This window comes from Corallococcus sp. CA053C, from assembly GCF_003611675.1.
In the GTDB taxonomy this organism is placed as follows: domain Bacteria; phylum Myxococcota; class Myxococcia; order Myxococcales; family Myxococcaceae; genus Corallococcus.
This window is the reverse complement of the sequence record NZ_RAWA01000025.1, coordinates 24,696-49,563: the sequence shown is the minus strand read 5'-3', so window position 1 is coordinate 49,563 and position 24,868 is coordinate 24,696. Positions and strand designations below refer to the sequence as shown.

The window sequence follows — 24,868 nt, the reverse complement described above, 5'->3', positions numbered from 1 at the left end:
GGCTGGACGTGAGGGACGTTGCTGGGGGACACCACCAGCTCATGCAGGAGCCGTACGTGCAACACGTGGCCGCGCTGTTGCGCGAGGCCCTGGAGGACAAATCATGACCGTTGAAACACAACCGACATCCAGCGGGGGCTCACCGTGGCCCAACCGCCTCATCCTGGCCGTGTACTTCGTGTGCTTCTCGGTCGGGTCCCTGGCCCACATCGCCCAGGCGGTGATGTTCGGCTTCTTCGCCAATGATCCCGCGAACCCCGTGCCCATGGGGTTCATCTACGTCAACGAGCTGTTCACCTTCCTGAACCCGCTCACCATCGTGCTGCTCATCTTCAAGCGGCGCGCGGGCATCATCTCGGCGCTCGCCGTGGTGGCGCTCGTCTTCGCCCTCAACCTGGCGCTGATGGCCTGGATGTGGACCGCCCAGCACAAGCTCCACATCGTCTGGCTCTACCTGAACGGCACCATGGGCCTGTTCATGCTCTTCACGGCGAAGCGCCTGTGGCGGGCCGCCCCCCCGGAGAAGGCCCTCCCACCTGCCACCACCCCGAGTACGACCTAGCGCTCGTCCCCCTGGAAGGCCCCCGGGCGACCCCGGGTTTCCCTCGGGGGAAACGCTCGCGACATCACCTGCCCTTGAGAAAGGGCGGGCCGGCCGTTATAAGCCCCAACCCCACTACAACGCTGGACCTCCCACCCGTCAGGGGTGGGGGCAAGGCGCACTGGAGAGAAGCACCATGAAGCCCGACATGCACCCGGTCTATCCGCCTGCTCGCGTCACCTGCGCGTGCGGCAACGTCATCGAGACCAAGTCGACCCGCGGCTCGTTCAGCGTCGAAGTGTGCTCGAACTGCCACCCGTTCTTCACCGGCAAGTACAAGCTGATGGACACGGCGGGCCGCATCGACCGCTTCAAGAAGCGCTACGCGAACAACGCGCCCAGCATCAAGACGGGCGCGAAGACGGCCGCCGAGCCCGAGAAGGCGTAAGCCGCTTCAGACATCCCGCAGCACCCCACGAGCAGGGTCGTGGAGGGCCTCTCCAGACAGAGGCGCTCCCCGCCCTGCTCGCGGTGTTTCCAGCATCCGTCGCACGTCAAGTTTCAGGGTGCTACAGGCCAGAAATTCGACGTAGCAGAAGACTGACCGCACAGTCCGCCCCGTCCCGAAGACGTGTGTCCCAAGACGGAGGCGAGATGTTCGCGGAAGCTGCTGCCCCTAACCTGAAGATTGTCCGACGCTCCAACACCGACGACGTCTTCGCGAAGCGTGGGCAGGACTACACGCTCATGCAGGGCGACAGCCTGGAGCTGATGGCGAAGTTGCCGGAGCAGTCCTTCGACCTCATCTTCGCGGACCCGCCGTACTTCCTCTCCAACGGCGGCACCACCTGCAAGAACGGCAAGCGCGTCTCCGTGGCCAAGGGCCAGTGGGACGTCTCCCGCGGGGTGGAGGAGGACCACGCCTTCACCACCAAGTGGCTCGCGGCCTGCCAGCGCCTGCTGCGCCCCTCCGGCACGCTGTGGGTGAGCGGCACCCAGCACGTCATCTTCAACGCCGGCTTCGCCATGCAGAAGCTGGGCTACAAGCTGCTCAACACCGTCACCTGGTACAAGCCCAACGCGAGCCCCAACCTGGCGTGCCGCTACTTCACGCACTCCACGGAGCTGCTCATCTGGGCCTCGCCGAAGACGGGCGGCAAGCTCCAGCACGTCTTCAACTACCAGCGCATGAAGGCGGAGAACGGCGGCAAGCAGATGCGCGACGTGTGGGCCCTGCCGCGCAACGGCGACGAGGAGCTCACCGCCGACGGCGCCGGCCGCATGTGGACCCAGACGGCCCCGCGCGGTGAGGAGAAGGCCTTCGGCAGCCACCCCACCCAGAAGCCGGTGGCCCTGCTGGAGCGCATCCTGGAGGCCAGCTGCCCGGAGAACTCGCTGGTGTTGGATCCGTTCAACGGCAGCGGCACCACGGGCGTGGCCGCCCTGAAGCACGGCCACCGCTACGTGGGCATCGACATGAACCCGGAGTACCTCACCCTGTCCAAGAAGCGCCTGGACGCGGTGCTGAAGTAACCCTCACGCTCGGGCGAGGATGAGCTCCACGCCCTGCCGCGCGATGGGGTGGTAGCGCGCCCCGTTCTTCTCGAACGCGGCGCGGGCCGTCTTGCGGTACTCGCGCGACGAGGCGAGCACGCTGTAGAGCGGCTTCAGGTACTTCATGCGGCCCACCTCGCCGAGGAACTCCTCGGCCCGGGCCAGCGCCGGCTCCCAGCCCGCCCTGAGCGCCGCCACCAGCCACGCCACCAGCACCTCCGAATTGCGGCTCTTCGTGAGCGCGTACTTCGCGTCGAGCAGGCGGAAGACGTCCCTCGACGTGTCCGGCGGCATCGACTCCAGGTAGAGCTGCCACTCGGTGGGCGTCCAGTCCCGCACCTGCTCCTCCGACGGCACCAGCCCGCGCAGCTTGTCCAACGCCTCCAGCCGCGCGGAATGCGGACGGGGCGCGCCCGGAGGCACGCCGGGCCGGTGCAGGTACGCGTCCGCGTCCACCTTCGCCAGCGCCCCCGGCAGCTCCTTCTCCGTGAAGAGGACGAACTCCTCCGTGGTGAGCGCCTGGAAGCGGTACGTCGCGAGGTAGCGGCGCAGGAAGCCGTCGAAGGCGGGCCGGCCCACCGCGTCCTCCAGCGCGCGCAGGAGCAGGTAGCCCTTCTCGTAGGGAATCTGGGAGAAGGCCTCGTCCGGGTCCACGCCCGACAGGTGCGTGCGCAGGGACGTGAGCTGCGGGTGCGCGCGGAAGTGGTGCAGCGCCTCGTCCAGTGACCTGCGCCCCAGGGCCGCGTGCAGCGCCGCGACCTCCGGCCCCGCCAGCGCCTCCAGGATGCGGCGCTCGGCGAAGACGGTGAAGCCCTCGTTGAGCCAGAAGTGCTCCGCGGACGCGTTCGTCACCAGGTTGCCCGTCCACGAGTGCGCAAGCTCATGCGCCACCACGTTCACCAGGCTCTTGTCGCCCGCGATGAGCGTGGGCGTGAGGAACGTCAGGCGCGGGTTCTCCATGCCGCCGTACGGGAACGAGGGCGGCATCAGGAGCAGGTCGAAGCGCTCCCAGTCATACGGCCCGAAGAGGGACTCCGCGGCCTTGAGCATGTCGTCCACGCCCGCGAACTCGTCCGCCGCCTCCTCCAGCGCCTCCGGCTCCGCCCACACCCGCGAGCGCGGCCCCAGCTCCTTCGGCGCGAGGCTGCCCACCGCGAAGGCCAGCAGGTAGGGCGGCACCGGCTGCGGCATCTCGAAGTGCTCCTCCGCCTCCACGCCGTGCTCCTCGCGGCCCACGAAGCTCGCCGCCATCACGGCCTTGAGCCCCTTGGGGACGCGCAGGGAAGCGCGGTAGCGGATGCGCAGCCGGGGCGTGTCCTGCAGCGGCACCACGCTGCGCGCGTGGATGGCCTGGCACTGGCTGAAGAGGAACGGCTGCTGCCCGCCCGCCGTCTGCGAGGGCAGAAGCCACTGCAGGGCGCTCGCCTCCGGGGAGGTGCGGTAGCGCACGGTGAGCTGCTTGAGCCCGACCGGCAGCTCGATGCGCAGCCGGCTTCCCAGGATGGGCTCGGGAGGGGAGAGGATGTAGGGCAAGGGACGACCCTGGGCATCCACCACCGCGCGGATGTCCAGGTCACGGGTGTCCAGGTCGAGGGGCCCCGCTGACGCCTCCTTGAGGGTCAGCGTGGCCTCCGCGTGCAGGCGCCGCGTCCGGAAATCGACGCGGGCCTTCCAGTCCAGCGTTTCCGTCTCCGGCTGCGTGCTGTCGTTGTACGAGTGCGGGTCGAGGCGAGCCATTGCCCCGACTTGTAGTCGGGGACCCGACCTCATGGCGAGCACACCCGGAGGTGTTGTCGGTTGACTTCCGGGTCAATCGCCTACATTTGTGCAGTCCCCTACTTCCTTTCAAGGGAGCCAATTTCCGATGACGACCCGGATCCGAAAAGTGGCGGTGCTTGGCGCTGGCGTGATGGGCAGCGGCATCGCCGCGCATCTGGCCAACTCCGGCGTTCGCGCCCTGTTGCTGGACATCGTTCCCCCCAAGGCCGCACCGGGGGAGGACACCGCCTCCAAGGCGTTCCGCAACAAGTTCGCTCAAGGGGCGCTGGCCAACCTGCGCAAGCAGAAGCCCAGCCCCATCGTGTCCGAGCAGGTGTTCACCTCCATCGAGGTGGGCAACCTGGAGGACGACCTCGCCCGGCTCGCCGAGTGCGACTGGATTATCGAGGTGGTGAAGGAGGACCTGGCCGTCAAGCAGGCCCTGTTCGCCAAGGTGGAGAAGCACGCGCGCAAGGACGCCATCATCAGCTCCAACACGTCCGGCCTCTCCATCGTGGGCATGACCGAAGGCCGCGGCGCGGAGTTCAAGAAGAACTTCCTCGTCACGCACTTCTTCAACCCCGTGCGCTACATGAAGCTCTTGGAGCTGGTCGCCGGCCAGCACACCGACCCGGAGGTGGTGAAGGCCATCCACCGCTTCGGTGAGGAGGTGCTCGGCAAGGGCATCGTCTACGGCAAGGACACCACCAACTTCATCGCGAACCGCATCGGCGTGTACGGGATGATGCGGACCATCTCCGAGATGACCAAGACGGAGATGTCCATCGAGGAGGTGGACAAGATCTTTGGCCCGGCGATGGGCCGTCCCAAGTCCGCCGTGTTCCGCACCGCGGACATCGTGGGCCTGGACACGTTCACCCACGTGGCGAAGAACTGTTACGACACGCTGACCCACGACGAAGAGCGCAACGTCTTCGCCATTCCCGACTTCCTCCAGAAGATGGTGGAGAAGGGGATGCTGGGCGACAAGAGCGGCGGCGGCTTCTACAAGAAGGACAAGTCCGCGGGCGGCAAGGACATCCTCGCGCTGGACCTGAAGTCGCTGGAGTACCGGCCGCAGGCGAAGGTGCGCTTCGACTCGCTGGGCGCCGCGAAGGACATCGAGAACGTCCGCGAGCGCGTCGCGTCCGTGATGAACGCGAAGGACAAGGCGGGCACGTTCGCCGAGCGCGTCACCCTGGACGTGCTGGCCTACTCCAGCCGCCGCATCCCGGAGATCGCCGACGACGTGGTCAACGTGGACCGCGGCGTGCGCTGGGGCTTCGGCTGGGACCTGGGGCCCTTCGAAGTGTGGGACGCGTACGGCGTGCAGAAGGGCGTGGAGCGCATGAAGGCGCTCGGCCTGAAGCCCGCGAAGTGGGTGGAGGACATGCTGGCCACCGGCCGCACGTCCTTCTACGGCGTGCAGGACGGCCGCGACACCTACTGGGACATCCCCACGAAGTCGGTGAAGACCGTGGTGGAGAACGCGCGCACGTTCCGCGTGGAGTACCTCAAGCGCGGCAACAAGAAGATCACCGGCAACGACAGCGCCACGCTGTGGGACATGGGCGACGGCGCGACGCTGCTGGAGTTCCACTCCAAGATGAACTCCATCGACGATGACATCATCGCGATGATGAACACCGCGCTCGACGAGACGGAGAAGAACTTCAAGGGCCTCGTGATTGGCAACGACGGCTCCAACTTCTCCGCCGGCGCGAACATCATGGCCATGCTGATGGCGGCCAAGAGCGAGGACTTCGACTCCATCCGCAAGATGGCGTCCGCGTTCCAGCAGGCCAACCAGCGCATGCGCTACAGCCCCGTGCCCGTGGTGACGGCGCCCTTCAACCTCACGCTGGGCGGCGGCGCGGAGGTCACGATGGGTGGCAACGCGGTGCAGGCGAGCGCGGAGCTGTACATGGGCCTCGTGGAAGTGGGCGTGGGCCTCATCCCCGGCGGCGGCGGCACGATGATGCTGCTGCGCAACGTGTTCGGCGCGTACGCGGCGGACAAGGACTTCGACGCGCTGCCCTTCCTCAAGAAGGTGTTCCTCGCCATCGGCACCGCGAAGGTGGCGACGAGCGCGGAAGAGGCGCGCGAGTTCGGCTTCCTGTCGGCTCAGGACGGCATCACGGGCAACCGCGACTTCCTGCTGTCGGACGCGAAGTCCCGCGTGCTGGGCCTGGCGAATGGTGGCTTCCGCCCGCCGCGTCCCACGCGCTTCCGGCTGCCGGGCCCCAGCGGCGCGGCCACCATCGACATGATGTTGTACGACATGCAGCTCAACAACCAGATCAGCGCCCACGACCGGAAGATCGCCCAGAAGCTGGCGCGCGTGCTGTCCGGCGGCGACACCAGCGCGACCGCGCTCGTGAGCGAGGACAAGCTGCTGGAGCTGGAGATGGAAGCGTTCCTGAGCCTCATCGGCGAGGAGAAGACCCAGGACCGCATGATGTTCATGCTCGAGAAGGGCAAGCCGCTGCGCAACTAGCGCGAGGCGTTTACCCAATGGGTTGCCAGATTCGAAATCCGAAGGTCGCCCGGACGCTGTCCGGGCAGGGAGACACCTGACATGTCCAGCCGAGTCGTGATTGCCAGCGCGGTGCGCACCCCCTTCACCCGCGCGCACAAGGGTGAGTTCAAGGACACGCGTCCGGATACGCTCGCGGCCCTTGCCATCAAGGAAGCCGTTGCCCAGGTCCCCGGCCTCAAGGCGTCGGACGTGGAAGACGTCATCATGGGCTGTGCCATGCCGGAGGCCGAGCAGGGCATGAACGTCGCCCGCAACGCGAGCCTGCTCGCGGGCCTGCCGGACACAGTTCCCGGCATGACCATCAACCGCTTCTGTTCCTCCGGTGTGCAGTCCATGGCCCAGGCGGCGCAGGGCATCAAGTCCGGGATGATGCAGGTGGTCATCGCCGGTGGCACCGAGTCCATGACCATGGTGCCCATGGGCGGCAACAAGGTCTCCGCCAACCCGGAGATCATGGAGAAGCTGCCGGAGGTCTACACCTCCATGGGCGCCACGGCGGAGAACATCGCGTCCCGCTACAACGTCACGCGCGAGGACTCGGACAAGTTCGCCGCGGAGAGCCAGCGCCGCGCGGCCACCGCGCGGGAGCAGGGCAAGCTCAAGGATGAGATCTTCCCCGTCACCACGACGATGTACGACGAGGACGGCGTCCCGAAGCAGGTGACCGTGACCGTGGACACCATCATGCGCCCGGAGACGACGGTGGAGGGCCTCGCGAAGCTGCGTCCGGCCTTCAACGCCAAGGGCGTGGTGACGGCGGGCAACGCGTCGCCGCTCACCGACGGCGCGGCCGCCGCGGTCATCATGAGCGAGGAGAAGGCGAAGGAGCTCAACGTCAAGGCGCTGGGCTACTTCGTGGACTACGTGGTCGCTGGCGTGCCGCCGGAGATCATGGGCGTGGGTCCGGTCCCCGCCATCCGCAAGCTCTTGGAGCGCAACAAGCTGAAGGTGGAGGACATCTCCGTCTTCGAGCTGAACGAGGCCTTCGCGGCGCAGGCGCTGCACTGCATCCGTGAGCTGGGCATCCCGCTGGACAAGGTGAACCCGAACGGCGGCGCCATCGCCCTCGGTCACCCGCTGGGCGTGTCCGGCGCGCGCATGGTGGCCACCATCCTGCGTGAGCTGAAGCGCCGCGACGGTCGCTACGGCGTCGTCAGCATGTGCATCGGCGGCGGCATGGGCGCCGCGGCGCTCGTGGAGCTCGCGAAGTAGTCCGCTTCCGCTTCGCGCCCCTTGCGTTGAACGCGAGGGGCGCGGGGTGGAGGTCAGGAGGCCGGGGCGTCCGGGTCGTGCACCGGGACGCCCGCCAGGCGCAGCACCCGCAGCGCGTTGGTGGTGTCCACCACCCCCTGCCGCAGCCGGTAGTCGAACACCATCTTCCCGTCCTCCAGGTGGTCGCGGAAGTGGACGTTCACCACGTGCGAGTCCTTCTCGTCCGCCAGCACCGCCAGGGACAAATCATGCGTCGTCACCGCGCCACACGCGCCGGAGGCGAGCAGCAGCCGCAGCACCTCGCGCGAAGCAATCTGGCGCTCGCGGGTGTTGGTGCCCAGCAGGATTTCGTCCAGCAGGAAGAGGACCTGGCCGTGCGCGGCCTGCGCCGCGTCCAGCACCGTCTTCAGCCGCTGCACCTCCGCGTAGAAGTACGACACGCCGCGCTCCAGCGAATCCTTCACGCGCATGCTGGTGAGCACCTGCAGCGGTGACAGGCGCAAGGTGGCCGCGCACACCGGCGCTCCCGCCAAGGCCAGCACCACGTTGGCGCCCAGCGCGCGCATCAGCGTCGTCTTGCCGCTCATGTTGGAGCCGGTGATGAGCAGCGCGTGACGGGCGCCGGGCAGGGACACGTCGTTCGCCACCGGCGCGTCCAACAGCGGATGCCCCAACGCGGTGGCCTCCACGCGCGGGCCCTGGGACTCCAATTGCGGCCACGTGAAGGCGGGCCGGTCATGCGCCAGTCCCCCGATGCAGCAGAGGGCCTCCAGCTCCGCGAGCCCCTCGAACCACTGACGCACGTGCTGGCCGTGCGCGGCCCTCCAGCCCTCCAGCGCGAAGAGGGCGTGGATGTCCCAGAGCGTGAGCCAGTGCACCAGCGCGTGGAACTGGTGCCGCTTGAACTCGATGAGCGAGTACAGCCGGCTGAAGCGCCGGAAGAGGTCCGACACCCGGGGGCCCTGGCCCGGGTGGAGCCCGGTCTGGAGTTGCTTCAGGCGCGGGTGTTCGAAGGTCTGCTTCTCCACGCGCTCGAAGAGGGCCGCGTAGCGCACGAAGCCGCGCTCGCCTTGCTCCACGGCGTCGTCCATCCGCTTGAGCGTGGCGCGCGTGGCCACCGCGACGCCGAGCTGCGCGAGCAGTCCCAGCCACACGAGGCTGTCCGGAATCACGCCCACCGTGCCCAGGATGAACAAGGTGAGCGTCACCACGGGCAGCACCACCGCGAGCGGACGCGACCAGCGGATGGAGTCCAGCGCCGGGCCGGACTCCGCCCACTGGATGAAGAGGGCAGGGTCCGCCTTGTCCTTCGCCACCACGCGGGCGTCCACGCAGAGCTCCTGGCGGAAGTCCACGCGCGGGGCCAGCTCCCGCGCCGCGCCCTGCCGCGTCACCACCGTGTCGGCGTCCGCCGGCGCGGACAGCCACGCCGCCAGCCGCTCCTCGCCCGCGCGGGTCGCCGTCTCGTTGATGAGCTGGAAGAGGCTGCCCTGGCCAAAGACATCCAGGTCCGTGGCGTACAGGTGGTTGGGGGACAGGAACCGCTCCCCGGTGTCCGTGAAGGCGTGCCAGCCCCCCTCCAGCCGCGCCAGGCCCCGCTCGTTGAGGAGGACGAAGTGTCGGGCCCGCTGCTCCTTGAGGAACACCTGGTGGTGCAGCACCGCGAGCAGGCCGTAGATGGCGAGCGCGCCCGCCGCTGCCCACCACCACGGCTTCGGCAGCCGGCCCAGCAGCGTGAGCAATCCCACCCCCGCGGCGGCCACGAAGGCCACGGTGCGCAGGTTGGCGTACCTCGCGCTGATGCGGTCCAACACCGTCAGCTCCGCCTGGGCGGCGGCGCGACGGTCGGTGTACGTGCGGTGGGGACTCAGGGACTCGGTAGGGGCGGGCACGATGGCCGCGCATGCTGAGCGGCCCCCCGTCCGAGGGCAAGCGCGCAACGCGCCCCGCGCGGCTTCCGGTGCGAGCCGAGAACCGCCACCTCTACTGGAATAGCGCTGAATCCATTAATTGCTGTTCTAGGGCTGATACGGTGTTTCGCTGTCTCGCGCGTCCTCCCGACGCGTGGAGGGACGGGGCACATGGCAATGACTGGCTGGAAGCGTGGTGCGTGGATGGCGCTGCTGCTGTGGACGCAGGCGGCCTTCGCTGGCACGGCGACTGTCTATTATTACACGCCCTACAAGGCATGGAGCGCGGCCTACCTCCACCACGACGCGGGAGGCGCCTGGACGACCGTGCCAGGGGTTTCCATGTCGGCGGCCTGTACCGGCTGGGTGATGCGGGACGTCACCACCGGCACAGCCACCACCTTCCAGGCCGTATTCAACGACGGGCAGAACCACTGGGACAACGCGGGCACCTCGTCCGGGAACTACAGCGTGCCGACGTCCGGCACGCACCAGGTGAAGAACGGCCAGCTGCTGGCGAACGCGGGCTCCCCCTGCACGACGACCGGGAACAACAGTGCGGAGGTCTTCTATTACACGCGCACGCGCGGCTGGAGCGCGGTCAACCTCCACTACTCGCCCACGGGCGGCACGTGGACGACGCCCCCCGGTGTCGCCATGAACGAGACGGCCTGCACGGACTGGGTGAAGAAGACCGTCTCCCTGGGGTCGGCCACCGGGATGAAGGCGGACTTCAACAACGGCAGCGTCTGGGACAACAACAACGGCGCGGACTACACCCTGGGGACGGGGCGCATCACGGTGAGGGACGGGGTCGTCACCGCCAACGCCGCCTCGCCCTGCGTGGCGCTGCCTCCGGACACGACGCCGCCGTCGGTGCCTTCGGGCGTCACCGCCACCGCGTCCGGGACGTCCATCAGCGTCGCCTGGAGCGCGTCCACCGACGACCGCGGCGTCACCGGCTACACGCTCACCCGCACGGGCGGCACGCAGGGGACGAAGAGCTTCACCGTCACGGGCACGGCGTACACGGACAGCGGCCTGGAGGCCCTGACGACCTACGGCTACACGGTGACGGCCTTCGACGCGGCGGGGAACACGTCCACGGCGAGCAGCGCGGCCTCCGCGAAGACGGGCTCGGCGCCTCCGCCTCCCCCTCCGGGAGAGCCCCTGGGCGGCGACATCCGCGAGGACTCCATCTACTTCGTGATGACGGCGCGCTTCTACGACGGCGACGCCAACAACAACCGCGGCGGCAGCATGCACGTGAAGTCCGGCAACGCGGCGAACAACGACCCGATGTTCCGGGGCGACTTCAAGGGGCTCATCCAGAAGCTCGACTACATCAAGGCGCTGGGCTTCTCCGCCCTCTGGATCACCCCCGTGGTGCTCAACCGGTCCGACTATGACTACCACGGCTACCACGGCTGGGATTTCTACCGCGTGGACCCGCGCCTGGAATCCAGCGGCGCCTCCTATCAGGACCTCATCAACGCGGCCCACCAGAAGGGCCTGAAGATCATCCAGGACGTCGTCTACAACCACTCCAGCCGCTGGGGCGCGAAGGGCTTGTTCTCCGCGAAGGTGTTTGGCGTCCGCGACAGCCAGTGGAGCTGGTACTACGACGCGCCCGTGTCTGGCTTCGAGTACGACGGCCTCACGGTGGAGTCTGGCTCCGGCAAGTCCTATTACAACGGCGACCTGTGGTCGACGCCGGAGCCCGCGGGCAACACCTGCCGCAACTGGGGCGTCCCCACGTCCTCCACGAGCCAGGAGGGCTACCGCATCTACAACTGCCAGTGGCCCAATCCCACCTCCGGCATGTTCCCCGCGAGCCTCTTCCACCAGTGCTGGATTGGAAACTGGGAAGGGGAGGACTCGCGCAGTTGCTGGATCCACGAGGACCTGGCGGACTTCAACACGGAGAACGCCACCGTCCAGGCGTTCCTCGTGGACGTCCACAACCGCTTCATCGACCGGGGCGTGGATGGCTTCCGCGTGGACACGGCGGTGCACATCCCCCGTGTGACGTGGAACCGCCGCTTCCTGCCGGCCGCGCACGCCCACGCCGAGGCGAAGTTCGGTGCGAAGGGCCGCGACTTCTTCATGTTCGGTGAAGTGGGCTCGTTCGTGAACGACAAGTGGAACCGGGGCTCGCCCAACCACTCCGCGCAGTTCTTCACCTGGAAGGAGCGCAAGACGTACAGCAGTGACGACGTGGCGGCGGCGCTGGAGCAGTACAACTACGAGCAGACCCAGGGCACCGCCAACCAGCCCACGTCCACCAACGCCTTCCTCCAGGGCAATGCCTGGCACGCTCCGGACGCCAGCCAGTTCTCCGGCATGAGCGTCATCGACATGCGCATGCACATGAACTTCGGCGAGGCGAACAACGCCTTCTGGAATGGCAAGGACTCCGACGACAGCTACAACGACGCCACCTACAACGTCGTGTATGTCGATTCCCACGACTACGGTCCCAACAAGTCGTCCACGCGCTACGCCGGGGGCACCGACGCCTGGGCGGAGAACATGAGCCTGATGTGGACCTTCCGGGGCATCCCCACGCTGTATTACGGCTCGGAGATTGAGTTCCAGGCGGGCAAGCCCATCGACTGCGGGCCCACCTGCGCGCTGGCCACCACCGGCCGCGCCTACTACGGCGCGAACCTGGAGGGCAGCGTCACCGCCAGCGACTTCGGCGTGGTGGGCAGCGCGTCCGGCGCGGTGGCCACGACGTTGGACAAGCCCCTGGTGAAGCACGTGCAGCGGTTGAATCAGATCCGCCGCCGCATCCTCGCGCTCCAGAAGGGGCAGTACTCCACCGAAGGCATCACCGGGAGCATGGCGTTCAAGCGCCGCTTCACGGACGCGGCCAAGGGCGTGGACAGCTTCGCGCTGGTGACGGTGTCCGGCAGCGCCACGTTCAGCGGCATCCCCAACGGCACCTACAAGGACGCCATCACCGGCGATGTGCGGACGGTGAGCAATGGCACGCTGGCCGCGACGGTGTCCGGGAAGGGCAACCTGCGCGTGTACGTGCTCGACCTGCCGGGGAGTCCCGCGCCGGGCAAGGTGGGCGTGGACGGCCCCTGGCTGAAGCCCTGAGCGCACCGCGATGACGCAACGCCGGGGGCGCGCGGATTTGACTTTCCGTGCGCCCCCGGGATTTGAATGCGCGCGTGAGGGACGGACAGGCCGGGCCGCCCTTCACGGACAGGGTCACCCCATGTCGTTGCCCAAGGTCTTTCTGTGCGGGGGGCTGCTCGTCGGCACCCTCGCTGCGCCTCCCGCTGAAGCCCGTTTTGGCAAGCACTCGGATTCCTCGTCCTCTGGCGACGCGAAGCCCGCCCACAAGGCCACGGCCATCGGCGTGGACGACGACGACGATGACGACGCGAAGCCGGACGAGAACGAGAACCGGGCGCTGAAGGCCCCCGTGACGGTGTCCTCCTCGGATGACTGCTGTCGCTACAGCGCGTCGGACGATGTCGCCACGGTCATCCTCGGAGCTGTCTTCGAGCTGATCCTGAGTGGCGTGGGTGAGGCCATCGCCACCACCGGCACCCACCACGGGGCCCAGCCGGCCGACGATCCGAACGAGGTCCCCCTGCCGGGCTCGTTGAGGCACGCCGTTCCGTTCTCCCTCCGCATGGGCATGCAGGTGTCGCCCTTCCAGCACCGCGGCACGGGCCTCGACTTCAACCTCGGCTGGGACCTGCGCCGCTTCGGCGCGGACCTGCGCCTCATGCGGCTGGACCTGACGGGCGGGGCGGGCTCCCGGGGCGAGCGCACCCTGGGGGAGATCCACGTGACGTACGCCCCCATCGTCCAGGAGAACCTCCGCGTGCGCGCCGAACTCGGCGTCTCCACCGCGGATCTGCCGCAGGGCCTCTACGTGGGCCCCAGCCTGGGCATGTCCCTGGAGGCGTGCGTGCTCGGGCCCCTGGACGTCGAGGCGCGCATGCAGGTGACGCCCTTTCCCTACCGTCAGGCGGACCTGCGCACCGGGCTCGCGCTGCACCTGGGCAGCTTCATGCTGCGCGGCGGGGTGCACGGCCTCTTCCTGGACCCGGACGTGAGCCCCAACAGCCGGGACCGGCTCTTCGGCCCCGAGTTCGGTCTGGGCTTCACGTTCTAGAATCGCGGTCCCTGGAAACACCACGGGCCCGGCCGCGGGGGTGTACGCGGTCAGGCCCGTTGGGCGTCATGTACCCGCCGCGAGGCGGGCCGTGCGGCCTACTTCTCCTTGGAGGCCAGCTTGCGCAGGGCCTTCTGGTCACGCACGCAGAGGATGCGGCCGACATTGCCGAGCACGCCCTCGCGCTTCATCTCGTTGATCAGCGTGGACACGAAGGAGCGCGAGGCGCCGACGAGGTCCGCCAGGTCCTGCTGGGTGATGCCGCGCAGGTCCGTCTCGCCGCCGTGCGGGCAGCGCTCGCCGTGGGCTTCCACCAGCGTCAGGAGGGTGTCCGCCAGCCGGGCCGGCACTTCCTTGAAGGTCAGGCCGAGCACGCGCTTGCGCAGAGAGCGCACGCGGTCCGCGTAGGCGCGCACCACGTCCACCGCCAGGGCCGGACGGGCCTCCAACTGGGCGCGGAAGTCACGGCCCTCGATGCTCCACACCTCGGCCTCGCCCGCGGCCACCGCCATCTCCTCGATGGGCGTCCCCTCGGGGCGGAACAGCTCGCCGAACAGGTCGCCCGGGCGCAGGATGGACACCACCGAACGGGTGCTGTTCTTGCCGATGCGCATCAGGCGCACGCGGCCGGACTTCAGCAGGTACACGCGGTCCGACGTGTCACCGGGGCGGTAGATGGTCGAGTTGTGCGGGAAGGACTCGACCTTGAAGTAGCCCTTGAAGTCGATCGCTTCCTGGCCAGGAACCAGCTTGTTCGCCGTGACCATCATCCCGGAGCTGGTCGCCTGCAGGGGCGCCACGACGTTGGAACCGATGGGGCCGAGGGGGCGATTGAAACCGTGCATGGGAACTCTCCTGGAATCTGAGGGAAGGAAGCGTGGGGAAGGTTGGCTGGCCTGTCTGCGGCGAGCTGACCTTGCTCTTTCCAAGAGCCGTGCCAGGGACACTTCAACTATTCCCAGGGGAACAGTTCCAGGAATGCCGGGTACTTAGCGCTACACCGGGGTTCGAACCCCCCAACTGTGTCCAAAACCTGAAACAAAACGTTCAAACAGTCTGATCAATTTGAACGAAACGTTCAAGGCGGCCCGGGGACTGTCGGGCCAGGGACAGTGGAAGGACAGTGTCAGGAAGCATCCTTCACCGGTTAAGGGTGCACCTGTGGACCCTGGCCCTGTGCAAGACCGAACTTTTGAAGCTTTCGTTCAAGGGTCGGACGGCTGATGCCAAGAATCTGACAGGTGCGGCCCTTGTGGCCCTTGGTGACGGCCATGGCGCGGGCGATGAGCTGCCGCTCGGCCTCTTCCAGGGTGGGGATGAGGCTTGCGTCATCCACGGCGGGCGCGGCGAACATGGGGCCGGCCTGTCCGGGGGCGCGGCCGGCCTCGGGGCTGGGGACGACGGGCTCCAGGGCGGGCAGGTCGTCGCCGCGCAGCACGTCGCCGGGGGCGAGCACGACGGCGCGGGTGAGGACGTTCTCCAGCTCGCGCACGTTGCCGCGCCAGGGCAGCTGCGTGAGGCGCTCCATCACCTCCTGGGGCACGCGGGTGACGCGCTTGTGCACCTTCTCGTTGATGCGCTCCAGCATGTGCTTCACGAGCAGGGAGATGTCCTCGCGCCGCTCGCGCAGGGGCGGGATGAACAGGGTGATGACCTTGAGGCGCTGGTAGAGGTCCTCGCGGAAGCGGCCCTGGGCCACCTCGTCGGAGAGGGTGCGGTGGGTGGCGGCGATGACGCGCGCGCGCAGCTTCACGCGCTTGACGCCGCCCACGCGCTCGAACTCGCGCTCCTGGAGAACGCGCAGCAGCTTCGCCTGGAGCATCAGCGACATATCGCCAATCTCGTCCAGGAAGACGGTGCCGTCCTCGGCCAATTCGAACTTGCCGGGCTTGCCGGCGACGGCGCCGGTGAAGGCGCCCTTCTCGTGGCCGAACAGCTCGCTCTCCAGGAGCGTGTCCACGATGGCGGAGCAGTTGATGCCGATGAAGGGGCGCGGCTCGTCGTAGGAGTAGTTGTGGATGACGCGGGCGATGAGCTCCTTGCCGGTGCCGCTCTCGCCCGTAATGAGCACGGTGGCGGCGCTGCCCGTCACCTTGCCGATCTCCTTCACCAGCTGCTGCATGGAGACGCTGGTGCCCACGATGTCGCCCAGGCGGACGACGGCGTTCTCGCGGTGGACCTCGTCCGCGCGGCGCGACAGCTGGCGGTACTCCAGCGCGCGCTCCACGACGAGGTCCAGGGCGGCCGGGTCGGGGAAGGGCTTGTGGATGTAGTCGAACGCACCGGCCTTCATGGCCCGGATGGTCGTCTCCATGTCGTGGTAGGCGGTGACGAGGATGATGCGCGCGTCGCCGCACAGGCCCTTCATCTCCTCGATGATCTCCAGGCCCGTCCGGTCCGGGAGCATCATGTCCAGGATGACGACGCTGGGCATGTTCTCCTGGGCGGCCTTCAGCCCGGCGGCGGCGCTGGTGGCGGTGACCACCTGGTAGCGCGGCTGCCCGTCCTGCTCGATGTCCTCGAAGTGCATCGTGAGGGTTTCGAGCAGCGACACGTCGTCATCGACGATGAGGAGGGTCTCCATGGGGCTCTCAGGCTGCGAACGTCAGCGTGAACACCATCCCCGGTTCGGCGCTTCCCTCGGCCGCGACGTCGCCTCCCACGCCGGTCATCACGCGCCGGAGCGCGGCCAGGGACAGCCCGGCGCCGCGTGCCAGCCGCGAGCCGAACGGATCGAACAGCGTGCCCCGCTCCTCGGGCGGCAGGGCCGCGGCCGGGTCGTCCAGGATGAGGCTCACATGGCCGGGGGCGACCTGACGCAGGGTCACCTGCACGCGTCCTTCCTCCGGCAGCCCCATGGCCACGTTGAGCAGGACCTGGGCGAGCACCGGCCTCAAACGGTTGGGATCCACCCGCACGCGGGGCAGGTCCGCCTCTTCCTTCACGTCCACCTCGATGCGGCGCTCGGCCAGTTCAGGGGCCACCATGGCGGTCGCCTCCTGGACGACCGAGCGCAGCGGGTGGGAGTCCAGGTTCGCGGCGCCCTCCCGGCCGTACTCGGACAGGAGCCAGAGCATGCGCTCCATGGTGCGGATCTCCCGGTTGGCGATGGTGAGCCGCCGCTTGTCGCGGTCCGACAGGCCGGTGTTCCGCGCGAGCGTCTGCACCGCCATCTTCACGGAGGACAGCGGGTTGCGGATCTCATGGCTGAGCGACGACGACAGCCGGGAGATCTGCACCGGGGGCGCGCCCTCCAGCACGGCGCCCAGGTCCAGCACGCCCGCGGAGGCCTCCTCGCCATCCATGCCCAGCACGAGGCGCAGGTGCGTGGGGGGCGTGCCGCCGCCCGGGGCCACGACGACGAACTCCACGCCGCGGCGGTCCTCGCGGGCGCGGGCGTCCAGTTCGCGGGCGCGCTCCTGGGTGACCCCGAGGGCCGTGTGGAGGGGAGTGCCCACCAGCGCGGGGGGCGCGCGGCGCAACACCGTGGCGCAGTCGCCCTCGGCGCGCGTGACCCGGAGGTTGGGGGACCAGGCGAGCTGTGCGACTTGCAGGAGTTGGGCGTTCATTGGTGGGCCTGAAACATACCGGGTAAGGTTCCGCGCTGTCCCTATGTCCGGATCCGCGCGTTTTCCGAAGAACCTTGTGGCCGCCCTTCTGTTCCTCTCGGGGTCGACCGCGCTGGTTTATGAGCTGGTGTGGTCCAAATACCTGGGGAACGTCCTGGGCAACAGCGGCCAGGCCCACGCCGTGGTGTTGGCGACGTTCATGGGAGGGCTCGCACTGGGGGCATCTGTCTTCGGGCGGACAGCCGACCGGGTGAAGAGCCCCCTGGCCCTGTACGGCCTGCTGGAGCTGGGCGTGGGGTTATACGCCCTGGCGTTCCCCGCCGTGCTCCGCGCGCTGGAGGCCGCGTGGCTCGCGGTGGCGCCTGGCGTGCCAGAGGGCCTGCGCGTGGGCCCCCGCCTGCTCGTCGCCGCGCTGTCGCTGGTGGTGCCCACGCTGCTCATGGGCGGCACGCTGCCGGCGCTGGTGAGACACTTCGCGGCGAGCCTCGCGGGGGTGCGACGGGAGCTGGCGCGGCTGTACGCCGTCAACAGCCTGGGCGCGGCGCTGGGGGCCTATGTCGCGGGGACGCGGCTGGTGCCGGCGATTGGCCTGTCCGCGTCCGCGACGCTGGCCGCGGGGCTCAACCTGCTGCTGGCGGTGGCGGCGCTGGCGCTCGCGCGGAGCCACCCGCCGGCGCTCGCGGGCGTGCGCGATGCCGACGCGTCAGGTGGGGACGAAGTGGCCTACCCGCGCCGCGCGGTGCGGGCCGCGCTGTGGGGCGTGCTGCTGTCAGGCTTCACGTCGATGCTGTACCAGGTGACGTGGATCCGCCTCTTGTCCATCGTGCTGGGCGCGTCCACGTATGCCTTCACCCTCATCCTGACGGCGTTCATCCTGGGCATCGGCCTGGGCAGCTTCTGGCTGATGATGCGCAAGGAGGGGGTGGATTCGCTGCGCCTGTACGGGCGGACGCAGGTGGCGCTCGTGGTGAGCCTCTGCGTGGCCCTGCCGTTGTACGTGCGGCTGCCGCACCTGTTCCACCGGGCGGAGTGGCTGCTCACGCGCACGCCGGACGCGTGGCCGGTGTTCCAGGGGCTCACCTTCGCCTTCTGCTGCGCGGTGCTGCTCATCCCCACGTTCTTCATGGGCGCCGCCTTCCCGGCCGCCGCGCGCGTGGCCACGGCGAAGGTGTCCGAGGTGGGGCGCCAGCTGGGCGGCGTGTACCTGTGGAACACGGTGGGCACCATCACCGGTTCGGCGCTGGGCGGGCTGGTGCTGATGCCGTGGTGGGGCATGGAGGGCAACTTCGTCGCGGGCGTGGTGGCGAACCTCGCGGCGGCGGCGCTGGCGTTCAGCGCGGCCCCGGCGAAGGAGAACTCGCGCACCGCGTCCAGCGCCATGTCGTCCGTGCCGTGGCGCGCGCTGTGGCCGGTGGGCCTGGCGGCGCTGCTGGCCGTGGTGGTGCTGGGCGGCATGCGGGGCTGGGCGGTGCGCCTGAGCAGCATCGCGTCCATCCGGATGCACCAGAAGCCGCCGGACACGTACGCGGAGCTGGTGCGGAACATGGAGCGGGACATCCGCCCGGTGTTCTACGCGGACGACACCTTCGCCACGGTGCTGGTGGGCGACGTGCCGCGCGACGGGCACCGCTTCATGAAGCTCAACGGCAAGGTGGACGCCTCCAACGGCAGCGACGTGGAGACGCAGGTGGTGGCGGGGCACCTGGGGGTGCTCTTGCATGCGCGCGAGCCGGAGAACGTGCTGCTCGTGGGCGCGGGCGCGGCCATCACCGCGGGCAGCGTGCTGGCCCATCCGGTGAAGCACCTGGACATGGTGGAGATCTCTCCGGCCGTGATTGACGGGGCGCGCCTGTTCAAGGCGGACAACCGCAACGCGGTGGATGATCCGCGCACGCACGTGCACGTGGACGACGCGAAGACGTTCATGGCGCTGGCGTCGCGCAAGTACGACCTGGTGGTGAGCGTGCCCTCCAACCCGTGGGTGGCGGGCGTGTCCGGCCTCTTCACGCGCGACTTCTTCCAGACGGTGGACCGGCACCTCACGGACGACGGCGTGCTGGTGCAGTGGATCCACACCTACGAGAGCAACGAGGAACTCATCCGGCTGGTGGTGCGCACGCTGCGCGACACCTTCCCGCACGCCACCACGTGGCTGGGCCCGCACGACCTCATCCTGGTGGCCAGCCGCAAGCCGCTCGTCTTCGACGCGGCGCGGGTGGCCGAACGGATGGCCCGGCCGGAGGCGAAGAAGGACCTGGACCGGGTGGACATCCACGACGTGTTCGCGCTGCTGTCCAAGCAGGTGCACAGCGAGGCGGGCCAATTGGCGTTCGCGGGGCCGGGGCCCATCAACACGGACGACCACAACGTGCTGGAGTACGCGTCCCCCATCGCCTTCTTCCTGGCGGACCTGGACGTGCGCGTGAAGGACGAGCGCCGCTCGCCGGAGCTGGGCCCGGAGCTGTTCCTGCACGACTACCTGCGCGACCACCCGCCCACGCCCGAGCAGGTCGCGGGGCTGTACCGCAACATCGAGCGCTTCCACGCGGGCAATGATCCGACGGTGCGGGGCGTGGCCACGCTGTGGCGTTCGCTGGCGCCGGAGAGCCCGGACGCCGCGCTCGCCGTGGGCCGGGCGGCGCTCGCGCAGAACGACCTGACAATGGCCGCCTCGCTGCTGGAGCCCGAGGTCGCGAAGGGCGGCCGCTCCCCGGAGCTGGTGACGGCGTACCTCCAGCTCGTGACGGCGCGGGCGTGGGCCACGCGGACCGTGTGGACGCCGGTGCGGACCGACGAGGCGCTCGCCTTGGGCCGCGACGTGGCGGCGCAACATCCGGAGGACGCGGCGCTCCAGAAGGCCCTGCGCGGCCTGTGTGACGCCCTGCCGCAGAACGCGTGCGCGAAGGGGACCGCGAGCGCCCCGAAGCCACCTCCCGTCGTCACGCCCGGGGGCCCGTGAAACACCGCTCAAAACGCTGTTTCAAGGCGTCGAGCGGGTCCAGGTGCCTGGAATCATTGGTCTCATCCCCCCCATCCTCCCGATGACGGATGGAGGTGCGGGTGGGATCGTTCTACTGTCCGTTTCGACCCTGACTCCCGCAGGGTGAGTTTCCCACCGCTGCACGACCCCCGGAGTTTCCCATGAAGACGCTCTCGAAGAAGCAGCAGACGCAGCTGCGCAAGTCCCGTGGTCAGGGCATGACCGAGTACATCATCATCGTCGCGCTGATCGCGATCGCCGCCATCGGCGTCATCACGCTGTTCGGTGACAACATCCGCCTGCTGTTCGGCGCCTCCGCGGCGGCCCTGGCCGGCGAGGACGACGTGACGAACGACGGCAAGGCGTCCAACGACCAGCTGAACAAGAAGACGATGAAGACGTTCGGCCAGAACAACACCGCGTACTGAGCCGCTCCGCTTCACGCGAATGGCAGGTCCCTCCAACTGGAAGGGCCTGCCATTTTCATTTGGGGCGCTCGCGGACCCAGAGGACGTAGCCGCCGTCGCGCACCGCCTCGCGCCAGCCGCCCCGCTCGCGCAGGTGGTCCAACAGCAGGTTGCCCGGGTTCACCGTGTCCCAGACGAGGTAGTCCGGATCATAGCGCTCCAGCGCCTCCTCCCAGCCGGGCCGCGACAACACCAGCTGCTCGTAGGCGTCGTGGATGGCGGGCGGGAACGGATCATTGCGGCTGTCGATGAAGACCTTGAACCCCGCTCCCGCGAAGAAGGAGATGGGGCCGCCCAGGATGAACCGGTTGAGCACCCGGCCCGGAGGCTGGTCGCGCAGGGCCTGGAGCAGGTGCACGGGGATGGTGGCGTGCGTGCGCGTCTCCACCGGCAGGGGCCGGCCCGCATGCAGCACGACGAGCGCCAGGAGCGCGATGCCCGGCCACAGCGCCAGGGACGTTCCGGTGCTCCAGCCCACGAGCCCGCGCTCCACCCGGGCCCGCAGGCGCTCGAAGGGGGAGGGGGATTCCGCGGCGTGGGCCAGGGCCGCGTGCTCCACCACCGCCAGGGCCAGGAGTACGGCGGCGAAGGGCGCGTGGCGCTGGACCTTCAGCGCGGCGATGCCCAGCACCAGCGCGGGGAGGAGCACGGCGATGCGCCACGTGCGGGCCCGTCCCACGACGAAGAAGAACGTGGCGAACAGGGCCAGGTAGGCCCAGCTCCACCGGTAGTCGAGGTCCAGCGGGCGCCACTCGTAGATGGTCTGGGTGGACGGCAAGAGCGCGTGCTGGAGCGGGTACAGGTAGATGTGGGGCCCGTCGGGTGACAGGCCCGCGACGAGGAACATCGCGAGCGCCGCCGCGAGCGCGCGCACGGTGCGACGGCGCGACGCGGGCGTGGGCTCGTCCAGGGACTGGCCCAGCGCGGACGACGCGAGGAGCGCGGGGCCCAGGGGCCAGCTGCCGTGCAGGTTGGCCCACGCGAGGCCCAGCACGGGAAAGGCCCACAGCCAGCGCTCGTCCCCGGCCCGCCAGGCCTGGAGGCCCATGACGGCGAGCACGAAGAACAGCTGGCCGATGTGGAAGGGACGCTCCTGGGGCCAGGTGGAGGACTGCACGCCCAGCACCAGGCCCAGCGCGACGAGGGCGAGGAGGTTCGCGTCGCTTCCTCCCGCGCGGCGCAGCGCCACCTGGAGCAGAAGCACGTTGGCGGCGATGAGGGCCGCGACGAAGAGCGCGGGGCCGCCCGCGCCCAGGACCTTCAAGAGCAGGGCGCAGAGCACCCCGAAGCCCCACTCGTGCGGCACCCAGCCCGCGGTGCCCGTCAGGCTGAATGGATCCACGCGGCTGAAGCCGTGCTCCAGGATGTAGCGGCCTCCGGCCAGATGGAAGAACAGGTCGTAGCTGCGCAGGGGCTGGGCGGCGAGCCACAGCAGGAGCCCGCAGGCGAGCAGGCCCGCGGGCGCGGGAAGGTAGGGACGGATCCGCATGGTGTTCCGCGGGAGCCTACCGCGCGCCGGGCGCGGGCAGGGGCGGACGCGCGGCCCCCGCGAGCCCCAGCCGGCGCAGCATCACCTGCCGGATGGAGGGGATGCGGAAGCGGAAGATGAACGCGTCCGCGAAGTAGTGCGCGAGCACCACCGCGAAGCCCAGCGACGTGAGGCCGCGCAGCAGGGGATGCGCCTGCGCGCCGCCGCTGATGCCGAGCGAGCCCCGAGCGGGCCCGTCCAGCAGGAAGCCGTGCACCACGCCCAGCGCGAGCAGCGGGAGCATGGACGCCACCATCGCGGGCCAGATGAGCTTGCGGCCCAGGCGGGGCGGGTCGCCTTCACGCGGCTCCAGCATGCGCGCGCTGAGCACGTAGTACTCCAGGCCGTGCATGCCCGGCAGCATCACGTAGCCCCAGGACGGGGCCACGAGCGCGAGCCCCGTCGCCGTCGCCATGCCCAGCAGGTACAGCACCTTGGGGCCGCTGGCGCCGCCGGAGCGCAGCACCGCGCGGAACAGCAGCAGGAAGTAGACGAGCCAGAGGGCGATGAGCACGGGCAGCGTCTGCCACGGCAGCACGACGCCCTGGCCCACGTCGAGGTACGCGGGGGCGTTGGGCGCGGCGGACTCCGCGACGAAGAAGATGCGCGTGAGCAGGACGGACAGGAGCAGCGGGACGTAGAGCTGCTGGAGCCTGCGCTCGAGCGGGGAGGGCGCGGGGAGCCCCGCCTGTCCACCGCGAAGGCCGTGCAGCGACCACAGGCCCCGGTGCTGCGACAGGGTGTGGTGCATGCCGAAGACGTTGAAGATGACGGCGACGGCGAACAGATGGACGTCGCGGTCCGCGTAGGACGTGAAGAACAGCCCCGCGCCCACCGCGAGCATGGCCAGCGAACCCGCGAGGATGTTGCGCGGCTGGTTCGGCGCGGCGCGCAGCACGTCCCGGTGCACGCCGAAGAGCAGGAACGTGAGCACCACGTGGGTGGCGTTGCCGAGGATGTTCTGGGCCGTCCAGGCCATCAGCCGGTGTGCGCCATCCGCGGCCGTGGGCGCCATGAAGGCGCTGGCCCCCGCGGCGGCCAGGGTGAGCGCGAGCGGGATGACGAGGATGGACAGGTCCGCCCCGGGCGAGAACAGCCACAGGCGGCGGAAGCGCAGCGACCCTGGCTCGGCCGGCGCGTCCTGCTCGTGCTCGGGTGCGGTGGCGACTCCGGGGCTCATCGGTGTCATGGGCGGCGCAGTATATCGGGTCGCCCCGGCCCACGAACCGGGGCCTTCCTCCGTCGCGCACCCGCGCCCGCTGGCCAGCCTCCCTACCTCGTGGGAGGGACAGGATTCTTCCAAGGCCCGGCCCCGTGCTAAAACGGGGATGTCCATGGAAGGCCGACTGCTGCTGAAGAACTGCGCCGTGTTCCGTGCGGACGGTCGCGTCCGTCACGGCATGGCCGTCGTGGTGGAAGAAGGCATCATCCGCCGCGTCGCCCCGGACTCCGAAGTGCCCGTGCTCCCCGGCGACTGGGAGGTGGCGTGTCGCGGCCGCCTCGTCGCCCCCGGCCTCGTGGACTGTCACTCGCACCTGGTCAACGGGCAGCTGTTGCCGCCCAACGGCGACTTCCTCCTGCGCCAGCCCCGCTCGCGGCTGGAGCGCATGCGCGGCGTGGCCAGCCTCCTCAACGCCGGGGACGTGGAGATCCTCACCCGCTTCGCCGCCGCGCGCGCGCTGCTCGACGGCGTCACGCTCGTCGTCGACCACCTGTCGTGCCCCTCGGACGTCGCGGGCGGCCTGGATGCACAGGCGCGCGCCGCCGAAGCGCTGGGGCTGCGCCTCGTCGCCTCGCACTCCACGCACAGCCTGGACGGCGCCGCGCAGGCCGACGCGCAGGCGGACGCCAACGCCGACTTCGTGCGCCGCCACCGCGACCACCCCCGGGTGCGCGGGGCGCTGGGCTTCCATGCGTCGTACACCTGCGAGGACGCGCTCCTGTCGCGCATCGCCAGGCTGCGCGAGGAGCTGAACGCGCCGCTCGTCTTCCACCTCGCGGAGAACGAGGACGACCTCTCCACCACCTACGCCACGCATGGCCGCCGCGTCGTGCCGCGCCTGGACGCGCTGGGCCTGCTGGGCCCGCATGCCATCGCCGGCTACCCCCGCGCCGTGGAGCGCGCCGAAGCCGAACGGCTGGCCGCCTCCGGCACCTTCGTCGCCCTCACGCCCCGCGCCTCCCGTGTCCTGGAGCGCGTGGGCGAGTCCGCGGACGGCCCGCTGTCCAGCCTCCACCTCGTGGGCCTGGGCACCGGCGGCCACGGCACCCTTCAGGAGGAGCTGAACGCGGCGCTCGTCGGCATGCTGCACCTGGCCCGCTCCGGCCGGATGCCGGACCTGGACGACTCGCTCGCGCACCTGCTCATCAGCGGCCCCGCGGAGCTGTGCACCCGCCTGTATGGCCTGCCCTCCGGCGGCGTGGACGAAGGCAGCATCGCGGACCTCGTCGTCTACGACGCCATCCCCGCCGCCGACCCGGAGACGGGCTACTCGCCTTTCCTCCTGGGCCAGCTCGTCCCCGCGCGGGTGGCCTGGACGCTCGTTCACGGCCGCGTCTGCGTGCGCGAGGGCCAGTTGTTGGGCCATGACTACGTGGACCTGTCCCGCGACGCCGCGGCGGCCCTGGCCCGCGTCTGGTCCCGCGCGCGCCTGGCCACGTAGGGTAGA

The 24,868-nt window shown here is 69.5% G+C and carries 17 protein-coding genes; 10 read left to right on the top strand and 7 right to left on the bottom strand.

Features of this window, described 5'->3' with window-relative positions:
- Positions 1-103: 103 nt before the first annotated feature.
- From D7V97_RS05695 to D7V97_RS05685, 3 genes are all read left to right on the top strand, one after another.
- Complete coding sequence (locus D7V97_RS05695; protein ID WP_120609569.1) at positions 104-562, top strand: hypothetical protein; 459 nt, start codon at positions 104-106, stop codon at positions 560-562.
- 175 nt (positions 563-737) lie between these two features.
- A complete protein-coding gene (rpmE, locus tag D7V97_RS05690) occupies positions 738-989 on the top strand; it encodes a 50S ribosomal protein L31 (protein WP_120609568.1) in 252 nt (83 codons plus the stop codon).
- Between the two features lie 206 nt (positions 990-1,195).
- Positions 1,196-2,074 carry a site-specific DNA-methyltransferase gene (locus D7V97_RS05685; protein WP_120609567.1) on the top strand — a complete coding sequence of 293 codons (879 nt, stop codon included), beginning with the start codon at positions 1,196-1,198 and terminating at the stop codon, positions 2,072-2,074.
- A 3-nt stretch (positions 2,075-2,077) separates the two neighbouring features.
- Here the strand turns inward: D7V97_RS05685 and D7V97_RS05680 are convergent, their stop codons facing one another.
- On the bottom strand, positions 2,078-3,832 hold the full coding sequence (locus D7V97_RS05680) for a M1 family metallopeptidase (protein ID WP_120609566.1): 1,755 nt from the start codon (positions 3,830-3,832) through the stop codon (positions 2,078-2,080).
- Positions 3,833-3,959: 127 nt separating this feature from the next.
- Here D7V97_RS05680 and D7V97_RS05675 point away from each other — a divergent pair, with 127 nt between their 5' ends.
- Together D7V97_RS05675 and D7V97_RS05670 are read left to right on the top strand one after the other, a co-directional pair.
- Positions 3,960-6,350 carry a 3-hydroxyacyl-CoA dehydrogenase/enoyl-CoA hydratase family protein gene (locus D7V97_RS05675; RefSeq protein ID WP_120609565.1) on the top strand — a complete coding sequence of 797 codons (2,391 nt, stop codon included), beginning with the start codon at positions 3,960-3,962 and terminating at the stop codon, positions 6,348-6,350.
- Between the two features lie 81 nt (positions 6,351-6,431).
- Positions 6,432-7,604, top strand: a complete 1,173-nt coding sequence (locus D7V97_RS05670; protein WP_120609564.1) for a thiolase family protein — start codon at positions 6,432-6,434, stop codon at positions 7,602-7,604.
- Positions 7,605-7,657: 53 nt separating this feature from the next.
- On the opposite strand, the gene D7V97_RS05665 is transcribed toward D7V97_RS05670, so the two are convergent.
- Positions 7,658-9,496: a MutS family DNA mismatch repair protein gene (locus tag D7V97_RS05665; protein ID WP_233582532.1), complete on the bottom strand. Its 1,839-nt coding sequence runs from the start codon at positions 9,494-9,496 to the stop codon at positions 7,658-7,660.
- Between the two features lie 189 nt (positions 9,497-9,685).
- Between D7V97_RS05665 and D7V97_RS05660 the strand changes: the two genes are divergently transcribed.
- Both D7V97_RS05660 and D7V97_RS05655 read left to right on the top strand, forming a co-directional pair.
- Positions 9,686-12,622 (top strand): carbohydrate binding domain-containing protein, encoded by a 2,937-nt coding sequence (locus tag D7V97_RS05660; protein WP_120609562.1) that lies wholly within the window; start codon positions 9,686-9,688, stop codon positions 12,620-12,622.
- Between the two features lie 121 nt (positions 12,623-12,743).
- On the top strand, positions 12,744-13,655 hold the full coding sequence (locus tag D7V97_RS05655) for a hypothetical protein (protein ID WP_120609561.1): 912 nt from the start codon (positions 12,744-12,746) through the stop codon (positions 13,653-13,655).
- 98 nt (positions 13,656-13,753) lie between these two features.
- Here D7V97_RS05655 and mrpC read toward each other — a convergent pair whose 3' ends face one another.
- The 3 genes from mrpC to D7V97_RS05640 all read right to left on the bottom strand — a co-directional run bounded on the left by mrpC (position 13,754) and on the right by D7V97_RS05640 (position 17,224).
- Complete coding sequence (gene mrpC, locus D7V97_RS05650; protein WP_014395195.1) at positions 13,754-14,500, bottom strand: Crp/Fnr family transcriptional regulator MrpC; 747 nt, start codon at positions 14,498-14,500, stop codon at positions 13,754-13,756.
- Positions 14,501-14,802: 302 nt separating this feature from the next.
- Positions 14,803-16,239, bottom strand: a complete 1,437-nt coding sequence (locus tag D7V97_RS05645; protein ID WP_120609560.1) for a sigma-54 dependent transcriptional regulator — start codon at positions 16,237-16,239, stop codon at positions 14,803-14,805.
- 7 nt (positions 16,240-16,246) lie between these two features.
- Positions 16,247-17,224 (bottom strand): sensor histidine kinase KdpD, encoded by a 978-nt coding sequence (locus D7V97_RS05640; protein WP_120609559.1) that lies wholly within the window; start codon positions 17,222-17,224, stop codon positions 16,247-16,249.
- Between the two features lie 43 nt (positions 17,225-17,267).
- Between D7V97_RS05640 and D7V97_RS05635 the strand changes: the two genes are divergently transcribed.
- Both D7V97_RS05635 and D7V97_RS05630 read left to right on the top strand, forming a co-directional pair.
- Positions 17,268-20,183: a fused MFS/spermidine synthase gene (locus D7V97_RS05635; RefSeq protein WP_120609558.1), complete on the top strand. Its 2,916-nt coding sequence runs from the start codon at positions 17,268-17,270 to the stop codon at positions 20,181-20,183.
- Positions 20,184-20,365: 182 nt separating this feature from the next.
- Positions 20,366-20,632: a hypothetical protein gene (locus D7V97_RS05630; protein ID WP_120609557.1), complete on the top strand. Its 267-nt coding sequence runs from the start codon at positions 20,366-20,368 to the stop codon at positions 20,630-20,632.
- A 55-nt stretch (positions 20,633-20,687) separates the two neighbouring features.
- Here D7V97_RS05630 and D7V97_RS05625 read toward each other — a convergent pair whose 3' ends face one another.
- Both D7V97_RS05625 and D7V97_RS05620 read right to left on the bottom strand, forming a co-directional pair.
- Positions 20,688-22,160, bottom strand: coding sequence for a hypothetical protein (locus tag D7V97_RS05625; RefSeq protein WP_120609556.1), 1,473 nt, complete (start codon positions 22,158-22,160; stop codon positions 20,688-20,690).
- A 16-nt stretch (positions 22,161-22,176) separates the two neighbouring features.
- Positions 22,177-23,379: a hypothetical protein gene (locus tag D7V97_RS05620; RefSeq protein WP_233582530.1), complete on the bottom strand. Its 1,203-nt coding sequence runs from the start codon at positions 23,377-23,379 to the stop codon at positions 22,177-22,179.
- Positions 23,380-23,533: 154 nt separating this feature from the next.
- Between D7V97_RS05620 and D7V97_RS05615 the strand changes: the two genes are divergently transcribed.
- Positions 23,534-24,862: an amidohydrolase family protein gene (locus tag D7V97_RS05615; protein ID WP_120609571.1), complete on the top strand. Its 1,329-nt coding sequence runs from the start codon at positions 23,534-23,536 to the stop codon at positions 24,860-24,862.
- Positions 24,863-24,868: the final 6 nt, after the last annotated feature.